Genomic DNA, 11360 nt, shown 5'->3' with positions numbered 1-11360 from the left:
ACAAGAACAGGAGACAACCCGTGCGCGCAGGCGAATACCGCTTCACGACGATCTGGCGCGTCGACGCGCCGCTACCGGCCGTATGGGACGCCATCCACGATCCGGCGCGCTGGCCGCAATGGTGGACCTGCGTCGAAAGGGTGATCGAAGTGGAGCCGGGCGCGAGCGACGGCGTCGGCGCATTGCATCGCTACACGTGGAAGGGGCGCCTGCCGTATCGCGTCGCGTTCGACATGCGTGTGACCCGCGTCGAACCGCTTGCCGTGCTCGAAGGCGAGGCGTGTGGCGACGTCGAAGGAACGGGGCGCTGGCACTTTTCGACGCACGGCGAAGCGACGGTGGTGCGCTACGAATGGCGCGTACGCACGCAGCGCGGCTGGATGAACCTTCTGGCGCCGCTCGCGCGCCCGTTCTTCAAATGGAATCACGATTACGTGATGCAACGGGGCGGCGAAGCGCTCGCCGATCTGCTCGACGCGCGGCTGCTTGGCGTCGAGCATTCGTCATGAGCGCGGCGGCCACGTTGTTGACGTTCAGTGCCGCGCCACCTTCGATGACGGCTTTTGCGCCTGTTGCGGTCCATCCGGCACATTCGACGGTCGTGGCGGACCTTCGAACTCGTCATTAGAGGAATCAGAAGCGCCTTGCGCGGGATTCGCTGTGACCAACATGCTGCGCTGCGGATTGGCGATCTCGATGCCCTTCGCGCGGAACGTATCGAAGATGCGCCGGTTGAATTCGCGCTGCACGGGCCAGCGCGACGAGTCGCGGCATTGAATCTGGCCGGCGAGCGTGACGGCCGCGCCGTCGACGGCATCGACGCCCCAGAAGCTGAAGTCCGACAGGATGCCGTCCTTGAACTGCTCGTCTTCGCGCAGCGCGGCGCCGATTTCCTTGAGCGTCGCGATCGCAAGATCGACGTCCTGGCCATACGCGATGCTGACCCGAACGGCCGCGTTGCCGAGCCCGCGATTGGTATTGTTCACCGTCGACACCGAACTGAACGGCACCGTGAACAGCGAGCCGTCGCCGCCACGCAGGCGCACCGTGCGGATCGACAGATACTCGACCGTGCCGGACACGCCCGCCAGCGTCACCCAGTCGCCGACCTGCATCGCGTTTTCCATCAGCAGGAAGATCCCCGTAATGAAATCCTGCACCAGCTTTTGCGAGCCGAAGCCGAGCGCGACGCCGAAGATGCTCGCGCTCGCCAGCAGCGGCGCCGTGTTCACGCCAAGCTCGCTCAAACCCGTCATCACGACGACCAGCGCGATCACGACGAACAGCGCCGAGCGCAGCATCGGCACCAGCGTGCGTAGCCGCGCGGCGCGCATCAGGTCACCGCTCTTGGTCCACTGCGCGAGGCGTTTTTCGACGGATAGGTTCGCGATCTCCCATACAACCAGCGCAATCACGGCGGACACGCAGATCGTGACGATGGCCGACGTCAACCGATGGCCGATCGCGCCGGGCCGGAAGAACTGCCATACGTCGAGGCCCCACAGTTGCAGCAGCATGAGCGCGGTGACGACCACCACGAGCGTCGAGATGACGCGCCGGATCAACGGGTAGTAGCGGTACGCGTGCTGATGAACCAGCGAACGCTGCTCGCCTTCTTCGACATGAAAGAGCCGCCCGAGCGCGCCGAACAGCACGATCGCCACCACGCGCGCGGCCACCAGCACGGCCAGCGACAGGCCACCCAGATGCAGCAGCGTGCGGTAGCCGTTGTGGACGTCGAGCGCCCACACGAACCACAGCGCCATCACGATGAACACGGCAACCCCCGCCCACATGTCGATCAGGCCGTGCGCCAGCATCGTCACGGTGCACTGGCGGTCGGCGTCGGTCTCGCCGGTGCGCTCGCGCAGCAGCGCGGAAATCGGCGCGCGGCATTGCAGGATCATGATCGACACCATCACGTGCCCGACCAGCGCCAGCAGCTTGACGAGGGGCAGATGCGCCGCGTCGCTCAGGCCGAGCGCGGTGGCGATCTGGATCAGCGCGCCGCCCGCGCCGATCACGCTGACGACGCGAATCACCCAGCGTTGCATGAACAGCGCCCAGCTATCGGGCACGCGCAACAGGCGCAGCCCCGGCGCATCGGGCTGCAGGAAAAAGCCCGCTGCGATCACGATCGCGCGGCAGATCACGTACAGGTCGATCAGGTCGTTGAGCGCCGCGTCCTGCACCGTGCCGTCGTTGGTGAAGATCGACATCAGCGCGCTTGCGGCCGCGACGAACACGACGAGCGGCAGCATCCGCAACAGCAGTTGCAGCGCCGCGCTCGGCAGACGCTGCAGCGTGGTCCAGTAATGTTCCGCGTGGCGCTTGCTGCGCGCTTCCTTTTGCTGGTTGTCGGGTTTGCGGGGCTTTGGCTGCGAGGATTCAGCCGATGACCTGGGCGGCGCCGACATCGACGGGGCGGCCGGGCTCGGCGCGAAGCCGGCTGCGGCCTGGGCTGCCGCCATTTCAGCGATATCGGCGGCCTCGGCGCTCGCAGCGGCATCCAGGGCCGCGGCTTCGCGCGCGTGCTCGCGCGCTTCGCGGGCCTCACGTGCCTCGCGCCGCAAGATGATCGCGGCGCGCGCCCGGCGCAGCAGCCTGCGCGTGAGCCATTCGAGCGCAATCGCGGGCAGCAGCGTGCCGATCAGCGCGAGCAGCACGCCGAACACGTGGGCGCGCTCGTGCGGATCGGAAAGCTGCACGTTCCACCAGTAACGGGCCGACGACGTGTCGAGCAGCACCGTGGCCGAGCGCTTGAGCGTCATGCCGCCTTGCGTGATCCAGTGTGCGCCCTGGCGCACCAGTTGCGACGCGAGCCCGTTCGATTTGAACGCGTCGGGCACGCTCGCGCCCGACGCGGCGTCAGTCGCCGCCGTCGCCGATGCACCCGAGGCCGGCGCGGCTGGCGTCGCGAGCACGCCTGCGGCGGCGATGGCCGTCAGGGTGTCTTCGATCTGTGCGCGTTTTTTGGGGTCGTTCAGCACCTGCAGCGCCTGGCGGGCCTGGTCGGGTGTCAGCGTGACAGTGGTGGCGGACGCGCCGGACGCGCTCGTCGTGGCCGTCACGGCGGAGAAGGCGGGCGCGCAGAACAGCGCGAGCAGACAGATCAGGAGAAATTTGCGCATGTAGGGCCGGTGGTCGGCGGCGATGCGCGTACGGCTGGACGCGATGCGGCGCCGGAAGCCACACGATTCGACTGGAAAATAAAGCGACCGCCGCGGCGCACGATAAGTTCCGCAAAGCAGCGAATCCCGCGACCCAACGGGCATGAATGCGTGCGATGCGCACGTATTCGTGCTTTTTTGTGCTATTGCGCGGCGCGATGGCGTTGCTGGCGCTTGATGCGCGTTTACGCGCGAACAGGGTGAGCGGGCTTGCCGAGCGTCCCGTCGACGACTTCCGTGAACGTCCGTTCTTCGCGCAGGATGAAGCGCTTGGCCTGCGCCATGCCGAAGTTCTCGAGCGCTGCGGGATCGGTGCGCAGCCGCGCGCGGTACGCTTCGTACGCGGCGAGGCTGTCGAACGCGATCAGGCCCCACGCGATGTCGTTGGTCCCTTCGTGCGGCAGGAAGTAGCCGAGCAGATGGCCGCCGCAGCGCGGAATGATCTCTCCCCAGTTCTCGGCGTAATGTCTGAACGCGTCGCGCTGAAAGGGATCGATCTGATAGCGGATGAAACAGGTGATTGCCATGGGGACTCCTGTCGTCGGTGTCGTTGAGTGGATGACGGTCAGTATCCGTGACGCGTAGCGCGCGATGTTTCAGGCTGGACGGAAGTGTCGATGTATGGTGCCCTATTGCTTACCCTGCGGCTTCTGCTGTCCGCGAATCGTCACCGCCGCACACGCCGCACCCAGCAGCGCGCACAGCGCCGACACCAGCGCGACGGCGCGCAGCCCGGCGTCGATCGCATCCGATTGCGCGGCGACGATTTCAGCCGGCACGGCATGCGCGCCCGCCATCATGTCCGGCGCAAGCTGACCCTGTCGTTGGAGGTCGGCGGGAATCTTCAACTGTTCGAACCGCTTCGACAGCGCCGCGTCGTGCGACCAGACGAACACGATGCCGAGCACCGCGATCGCCAGCAGGCTCGCGATCCGCGCGACGGCATTGTTGATGCCCGACGCGACGCCCGTCCGCGCGGCGGCAACGGACGTCATCACGGCCGTCGTGAGCGGCGCGACCGTGATCGTCATGCCGAGCCCGAGCACGGCGAGGGCGGGGAAAAAGCTCGTCCAGTAGCGCGCGCGGTCGATGTCGAGCCAGCCGGGCAGCGCGAGCAGCGCAAAACCGGCCGCCGCGATCACGGGGCCCGCCGTCAGCAGCCGGCGCGCTCCGTAGCGCGCGGCCAGTCCGCCCGTGAAGCGCGACAGCACGCCGATCACGACGGGCACGGGCAGCAGCGCCGCGCCCGCTTGTGTCGCCGTATAGCCGTGCGCGCGAATCAGCGTGAACGGCAGAAAGAACAGCGCGCCGCCCAGGCCGAAATACAGCAGCAGCGTAACGAGATTCGCGCCGCTGAAATCTCGCGAATGAAACACATCGAGCGGCATCATCGGGTCCTGGCTGCGTGCCTCGATGGCGATGAACGCGGCGCACAGAGCCAGTCCGCCGGCGATCATGCCGATCACGATCGTATCGCCGAAACCATGCGACGAAGCGAGCGTGAGACCGTAAGTGAGCAGGCCGAGCCCCAGCGCCGCCACCAGCGCGCCCAGCCAGTCGAGGCGCTGCGCGGCGCTTTTCCCGCGGCTCGCCGGTATCGACGATAGCGCGAGCGCCACCGTGATGACCGCAATCGGCACGTTCAGATAGAAGATCGCGCGCCACGAGAACGCATCGACGAGCCAGCCGCCCGCGACGGGCCCGAGCGCCGACGTAATCGCGCCGAAGCCGGCCCAGGTGCCGATTGCGCGGCCGCGCTCGCGTTCGTCGAACACGGCGCCGATGATCGCCAGACTGCTCGGCACCAGCAGCGCCGCGCCCGCGCCTTGCACGGCGCGCGCCGCGATCAGCGCGGCGGGTTCGGGCGCGAGGCCGCACGCCGCCGACGCCGCCGTGAACAGCACGATGCCCGCGACGAACACGGCGTGCCGCCCGAGTTTGTCGCCCAGCGCGCCGCCGACCAGCACGAGCGAGCCGAGCAGCAGCAGATACGCATTGACGACCCATTGCATCGCCGCGACGCTGGCGCCGAGTTCGGTCTGAATCGCGGGCAGCGCGACGTTGACGACGGAGCCGTCGATGAACGCCATGCTGGAGCCGAGTATCGTCGCGCCGAGCGCGAGCCGCTTGCGGCGGCAGGGAATCCCGGCGGCGGGTTGCGCGCGGATCGCGAGATCGTCGCAGGGGCTGGCCTGGGCCGGGAAGGCGTGCGGCTGGTCGCGCGCGTGATTCAGGGAAGCGTGGTCCGACATGACGGGTGTCCACTCCATTGCGGTGCGATCGACAATGCAATGGACACATTAAGTGCCACGCCGTTCAGCATCAACTGAACGGCGTGAAGGCCGCCGCGTGATTCAGGCGAAGTCAGTCAAAGGGATAACAGCGAACTCAGCCCAACGACGCCGCTGCGACAGCGCGCGGCCTGTGCGAGCCCGCATCGCTGTCGTCGAGGAAATCGGCGTGAAGAGCCACGTGCTGAAGGAGGAGCTGGAGCTGATGCTGCTCGAACTGCGTGCGGGCGCGGGCCGTGACAAGGCGCTGCGCAATCTGGCGCTGCGCACGGGCATCGAGGACATCGACACGCTCACGTCGATGCTGATCCAGGCGGACCGCTTCGGTACGAGCGTCGGCGATTCGCTGCGCGTGTTCATCGACGCGCTGCGCACCAAACGCCGGCTGCGCGCCGAAGAACAGGCGGCGAAGATCGCGCTCAAGCTGCTCTTTCCGCTGATGTTCTGCATCTCGTCGTGCTGCAGATCAACTGCGCGTGGCCGATGATCACGCCGATGATCCGCTCGTTCTTTCCCGGCGGCTTCTTCAACTTCAGCGTCGTCGCGACCATGCGCAACGAGGGCTTCTGACATGAAGACGAGACCACGGCTCAAGGGGCGCCGTTACGCACGAGGCAATGACAGAGGCATCGTCAGTGTCGAGTTTGCGTTGCTGCTGCCGCTGCTGCTCGTAACCGCGCTGCCGCTCTATGACATCGCGCGCAACGTTCAGGCGCAGATGATCCTCATCAACGTGAGCCGCGAAGGCGCGAACCTGTCGTCGCGCGCTGCGAGCACGTTTTCGATGCAGACCCTCACGTGCTACGCGCAGCTTGCCTCGGCCATTCTGCGGATTGCGAAGTAGCGGCGGGCAGGGACATGTGGCGTTGCCGTGACAGGCGCGCCTTGAAGTGCGCGCGCAATAAAGGTGCGCTATCGTGTGATTGCCTGCGGCGCGGCCGCAGGTCTCCAGATGAACGCTTCGTTTCTCGACGGAGACGCACGATGGTCAAGAAAACCGCGGCGCACGCGACGGCGATTTCTGCGCAGGCGTCACGCGCCGCCACCGGGGTACGCAAGAGCGAGGAAACGCGCGGCGCGTCCGCGCATCCCGGGATCGACGCCCAGGTCGTGCTCGTGCTGCAAGGCGGCGGCGCGCTGGGCGCCTATCAGGCGGGCGTGTTCGAAGCGCTGCACGATGCCGGGATCGAGCCCGACTGGGTGATCGGCACGTCGATCGGCGCGATCAACGGCGCGATCATCGCGGGCAATCGCCCCGAAAACCGGATGAGCCGTCTGCGCACATTCTGGGACCGCGTCACGTGGACGGGCCAGCAAATACCGGACTGGCTGTCGGCCTGCGCGCCCGGCTGCGCCGCGCTCGGTCTGCCTGCGTATCTGGCCACCGCATGGGCCGCATGGATTCCCGGCTACGAGCAGTGGCTGCGCAACCTGTCGATCATGGCGCAGGGCTTGCCCGCCTTCTTCACACCGCGCGCCGACGCGTGGCTCGCGCTGCATGCGCCCGTCGGCATCGAGCAGGCGGCGTTCTATCACACGGAGCCGCTGCGCGAGACGCTCGCGTCGCTGATCGATTTCGACTATCTGAACCGCAAGCAGACGCGGCTGACGGTCGGCACGGTCAGCGTGGGCAGCGGCCATATGCGCTATTTCACCAATCGCGACGCACCGCTCGACGTCGGGCACGTGATGGCGTCGGCGGCGTTTCCGCCCGGCTTTCCTTCCGTGCGCATCGACGGCGAGGCGTACTGGGACGGCGGCATCTATTCGAACACGCCGCTCGAAGCCGTGCTCGACGACCGGCCGCGGAACAGTTCCGTCATCTTCACCGTGCAACTGTGGCCCGCGCATGGCGACGAACCCGCGTCGATCCAGCAAGCGATGAGCCGACAGCGCGACATCCAGTATTCGAGCCGCGCCGAGAGTCATCTCGAACGGCAGCGGCAGATTCACCGGCTGCGGCACGTGATCCGCGAACTCGGCAAGCATCTGCCCGACGACCAGCGCGACACGGCTGCCGTCAAGGAACTGCTGAGCTGGGGTTGCGGCACCACGATGCAGGTGATCGAGTTCGATGCGCCTAACTTCGGGCGCGACGATATGCACAAGGACATCGATTTTTCAAAGGATGGCATCCGGCGCCGCTGGGAAGCGGGCTATGCCGACGCGCAACGGGTGATCGAACGCGCGCCGTGGCGCGAGGAGCCGGACCCGATGGAAGGCATCGCGATTCATCGCTCGGACCCGGAAGCGGCGTAAGACGGCGACATATCTGAACGATTGCGCAATCGCGTGAGCGTGTTGTACCTTGGGTGAATGGCACTGTCGAAGCGGCAGGCGCAGGTAAACACAGGCTGCACAGGCTGGCAAAAACGAAAACGGCGAGCACAAGACCGAGATGACTCATCCCAATGCGGCATTGATCGAGCGATTCTACGAAGCATTCCAGCGGCGCGATGTCGACGCGATGGCAGCGTGCTACGCGCCCGACGTGACCTTCAGCGACCCCGTGTTCGTCGAGCTGCACGGCGGCGAAGTGACCGACATGTGGCGCATGCTGGTGTCGCGCGCGAAGGAGTTCACGCTGGCCTTCAGCCATGTCGCCGCCGATGGCGACAGCGGCAGCGCGCATTGGGTGGCGAGCTATGTGTTCAGCCAGACAGGCAGGACGGTGGTCAACCAGATCGACGCGCGGTTCGTGTTTCGCGACGGACTGATCGTCGAGCATCACGACCGTTTTGACCTATGGCGCTGGGCCAGTCAGGCGTTGGGCGCGAAGGGCGCGCTGCTCGGCTGGACGCCTTTCGTGCAGAACGCGATCCGCGCGCAGGCGAAACGCGGGCTGGCCGCGTTTCGGGCGAAAGCAGCATGAATGGGAGCATGAACGCGCGTTGAGCCGGTCCTGACCGGGTCCCGGCGAGCGCGACAACGAGGCAGCGGGGGATGTGATGCGCGAGATGGATGCTGCATGGCGGGAATGGCTCGCGACCAACGTGAGCCGCGGGTGTACGCAGGAATCGATGATCGAGGCGATGGTGCAGGGCGGCTTCGAGATCGACGCGGCGCGTGAGTTCGTGCGCCGCGCGGCGTCGGAGACAGGCGCGGTGGCGACCGTCGTTGCTTCGCCGGAAGACGAAGCGCGCGCCTATCACTACGATGCCTGTCCCGTCGCGGCGGGCAACACGGTGCACGCGCACGACCGTGACGTGACGGTGTGCATACGCATCGAGCGCCCACAGGTGATCGCGTTCGACGACGTGCTGTCGGGCGAAGAATGCGCCGAGCTGATCGAACGCGCGCGGCACCGGCTCAAGCGTTCGACCACCGTCAATCCCGACAATGGCCGCGAAGACGTGATCCAGCTGCGCACCAGCGAAGGCTTCTGGTTCCAGCGCTGCGAGGACGCGTTCATCGAACGGCTGGACCGCCGCATCTCCGCATTGATGAACTGGCCGCTCGAGCACGGTGAAGGCCTGCAGATTTTGCACTACCGGCAAGGCGGCGAGTATCGTCCGCACTTCGACTATTTCCCGCCAGGCCAGAACGGCAGCGTGCTGCACACGGCGCGAGGCGGTCAGCGTGTCGCGACGCTGATCGTCTACCTGAGCGACGTCGAGGGCGGCGGCGAAACGGTGTTTCCGGACGCGGGGCTCGCGGTGATGGCGCGGCAAGGCGGCGCGATCTACTTCCGCTACATGAACGGGCGCCGCCAGCTCGATCCGCTGACGCTGCACGGCGGCGCGCCCGTCACGAGCGGCGACAAGTGGATCATGACGAAATGGATGCGTGAGCGCCCCTACGTCTAGCGCGGCTCTGGCGCGCCCGCGATGCGCAGTGCATCCGGGTATGGCGGGTGCTGTATATGGGCCAGCGCATGCGTGGTTCGTTTCAGCCGCGATCGACGTGTCGAGCGCCACGCCTATGCCCCTCGGACCGAAACAATATCAGGGGACCGACAATGAACAACTACCAGCTGGAAAGCGAGTTGCAACATCTCGAACGGGTACTCGCCCGTATGGCCGCCGAACATCGTTTCCCGCTTTCATACTGGCGCACCCGGCTCAATGCCGTGCTGGCGGCGCGGCTGGTGCCGTCGCAACGCTCGCGCGCCCAAAAGCTCGACGAATTGCTGCGGGCGCTCGAAGCGCGCGCGCCCGCAGTCGGTTGTTAGCAATGTACGACGGCTGCACGGCGGCTGCGCTGTGCGGGTCAGGCACAGCGAATGCTCGATTACGGGTGACTGGCGCAACCGTTGCGTCGGCGTAACCAGACGGAGTCAGCCATGAACAAGGATCAAGTGAAGGGTACGGTCGAAAAGGTGAAGGGCAAGGTTAACGAGACCGTCGGCAAAGCCACGGGCAACCGTAGCCAGGAACTGAAGGGCGACCTGCAGCAAGGCGCCGGTGAAATGCAGAAGTCGTATGGCGATGCGAAGGAAGACGCAAAGGACATCGCACGCGAAAACCGCAAGCATCACTGATCGCGGCGTTGCCGGGCGGCGCTTTCGTTAGTGGCTCATTAGTGGCCGCCCGGCCGTTCGATCACAGGGAGCGAAAAAGCAGACGGGCGAAGCCCGCTGGGCCGCGTGACAATGCGGCCCGTTTTTATGTCGGGTTCATGTCGGATCGCGCGGTGCGTGCGGTCCATCGCCATTAAGATGAACGGTCCATTCAACCCGTTCCGGAAGCCCGCTTGAGTCTGCCGCCTTCAACGTTTTCCACCGATACCCCCGGCGTGCTCGCCGCGCTGCGCGCAGCAACGGGTAGCCGCCATGCACTGATCGATTCGGCGATGCCGCTTTCAGCCGACGCACCGACGCTACGCGACTATCGCTTGCACGTGCAACTAGTTGCCGCCTGGCTCGCGCCGCTGGAGCAATGGCTGGCAAACTTCGACGATGGACCGCAAGGCGCCTTGCCCTACGTTGCGCGAATGCCGCTGATCGAGCGGGATCTCGCCGAGCCTTCATTGCCTATTGAACAAATCGTAGATGAGCCTCTCGAACGGGCAACGCCGCCCGATGCAAGCGATGCCGCTTTCCGCTGGGGCGTGTGCTATGTGATCGAAGGATCGCAACTGGGCGGCACCGTGCTCTACCGGCGTTTGAGCGAGACGCTCGCACCGCATCTGTTGCGCTATCTGAGCGGCGACGGTGTGCCGCCGGGTCCCCGCTGGAAGCGTTTCATCGACGCCATGCGTGTGCAGATCGTCACGCCGCGCGATATCGCGTGTGCATGCGAAGGCGCGAAGGCCGCGTTCGATCGCCTGCTGGGATTGCTTCCGGAGACGCGTGCGGCCTGATCAGGGCGACTGACGCCGCGCGTGGCATTAGTTCAACGACGCATCGCCCCCGCCGCGTACGGGCCTGGCACCGTCGTGCAGACGGCCTAGCAGCAGATCGACCTGATCCAGCAAGGTTTCGCGCGTGACGGGCTTGTGCAGCGTGCATTCGCAATCCAGGTCGGTGGGAATGTCGGTCGATGCGCTCCACAGGATCACGGGCATGCCGTCGAGACCGGGATCGTTCTTGAGCGTGCGGCATACCTCGGCGCCATCCATGTCGGGCATCATCAGATCCGTGATGACAAGCGCGGGGTGCACGCGCTGTGCAAGCTCGACGCCCTTGCGCGGCTCGAAGGCGGTGAGTACGTGGAAACCCTCCAGCTCGAGCAGAAGCGCCCACGCGATCAGCAGGTCCGGCTCGTCGTCGATGAGCAGGATGGTAGGCAGGCGGCTGTCCGATAATGCGTTCGAATCCATATTTACAGGCAAACTTCTGATCTCACAGCCGGGCTCGGGTGCAAGCGACACGTGATCGTCAATTGGTTTGCACGCACGCATGACCCGTGCCAATCCGGATGGCGATACGTTCGACGCCTCTGCACGGAGGGTTTTCCGC

12 protein-coding genes and 1 pseudogene are annotated in these 11360 nt (G+C 66.0%); 9 read left to right on the top strand and 4 right to left on the bottom strand.

Features of this window, described 5'->3' with window-relative positions; genetic code table 11:
• The first annotated feature begins 20 nt into the window (after positions 1-20).
• Positions 21-509: an SRPBCC family protein gene (locus H1204_RS21725; protein ID WP_180732744.1), complete on the top strand. Its 489-nt coding sequence runs from the start codon at positions 21-23 to the stop codon at positions 507-509.
• Positions 510-533: 24 nt separating this feature from the next.
• Here the strand turns inward: H1204_RS21725 and H1204_RS21720 are convergent, their stop codons facing one another.
• The 3 genes from H1204_RS21720 to H1204_RS21710 form a co-directional block, all read right to left on the bottom strand.
• Positions 534-3131: a mechanosensitive ion channel domain-containing protein gene (locus tag H1204_RS21720; protein WP_180732742.1), complete on the bottom strand. Its 2598-nt coding sequence runs from the start codon at positions 3129-3131 to the stop codon at positions 534-536.
• A gap of 224 nt (positions 3132-3355) precedes the next feature.
• The gene (locus H1204_RS21715) at positions 3356-3697 is read right to left on the bottom strand and encodes an NIPSNAP family protein (RefSeq protein ID WP_180732741.1); all 342 of its coding nucleotides are present in this window, start codon (positions 3695-3697) and stop codon (positions 3356-3358) included.
• Positions 3698-3799: 102 nt separating this feature from the next.
• On the bottom strand, positions 3800-5422 hold the full coding sequence (locus H1204_RS21710) for an MFS transporter (protein WP_180732739.1): 1623 nt from the start codon (positions 5420-5422) through the stop codon (positions 3800-3802).
• A gap of 196 nt (positions 5423-5618) precedes the next feature.
• Between H1204_RS21710 and H1204_RS21705 the strand changes: the two are divergent.
• The 8 genes and pseudogenes from H1204_RS21705 to H1204_RS21665 form a co-directional block, all read left to right on the top strand.
• A pseudogene (locus H1204_RS21705) lies at positions 5619-5912 on the top strand (type II secretion system F family protein); the annotation flags it as partial.
• A 120-nt stretch (positions 5913-6032) separates the two neighbouring features.
• Positions 6033-6305, top strand: a complete 273-nt coding sequence (locus H1204_RS21695) for a TadE/TadG family type IV pilus assembly protein (protein ID WP_243468744.1) — start codon at positions 6033-6035, stop codon at positions 6303-6305.
• 140 nt (positions 6306-6445) lie between these two features.
• Positions 6446-7720 carry a patatin-like phospholipase family protein gene (locus H1204_RS21690; protein WP_180732738.1) on the top strand — a complete coding sequence of 425 codons (1275 nt, stop codon included), beginning with the start codon at positions 6446-6448 and terminating at the stop codon, positions 7718-7720.
• A 139-nt stretch (positions 7721-7859) separates the two neighbouring features.
• Positions 7860-8333 (top strand): nuclear transport factor 2 family protein, encoded by a 474-nt coding sequence (locus H1204_RS21685; protein WP_180732736.1) that lies wholly within the window; start codon positions 7860-7862, stop codon positions 8331-8333.
• Between the two features lie 76 nt (positions 8334-8409).
• On the top strand, positions 8410-9267 hold the full coding sequence (locus H1204_RS21680; RefSeq protein WP_180732730.1) for a 2OG-Fe(II) oxygenase: 858 nt from the start codon (positions 8410-8412) through the stop codon (positions 9265-9267).
• A gap of 152 nt (positions 9268-9419) precedes the next feature.
• Positions 9420-9632 (top strand): hypothetical protein, encoded by a 213-nt coding sequence (locus tag H1204_RS21675; protein WP_180732728.1) that lies wholly within the window; start codon positions 9420-9422, stop codon positions 9630-9632.
• 111 nt (positions 9633-9743) lie between these two features.
• On the top strand, positions 9744-9941 hold the full coding sequence (locus H1204_RS21670) for a CsbD family protein (protein ID WP_180732726.1): 198 nt from the start codon (positions 9744-9746) through the stop codon (positions 9939-9941).
• Positions 9942-10153: 212 nt separating this feature from the next.
• Positions 10154-10762 (top strand): biliverdin-producing heme oxygenase, encoded by a 609-nt coding sequence (locus H1204_RS21665; protein WP_180732724.1) that lies wholly within the window; start codon positions 10154-10156, stop codon positions 10760-10762.
• Between the two features lie 27 nt (positions 10763-10789).
• On the opposite strand, the gene H1204_RS21660 is transcribed toward H1204_RS21665, so the two are convergent.
• On the bottom strand, positions 10790-11221 hold the full coding sequence (locus tag H1204_RS21660) for a response regulator (RefSeq protein ID WP_180732722.1): 432 nt from the start codon (positions 11219-11221) through the stop codon (positions 10790-10792).
• Positions 11222-11360 lie beyond the last annotated feature (139 nt).

Origin of the sequence: Paraburkholderia sp. PGU19, assembly GCF_013426915.1 — a bacterium.
Lineage (GTDB): Bacteria > Pseudomonadota > Gammaproteobacteria > Burkholderiales > Burkholderiaceae > Paraburkholderia.
Note: the sequence above shows the minus strand (reverse complement) of the source record. Positions and strands in the feature narration are given on the sequence as shown.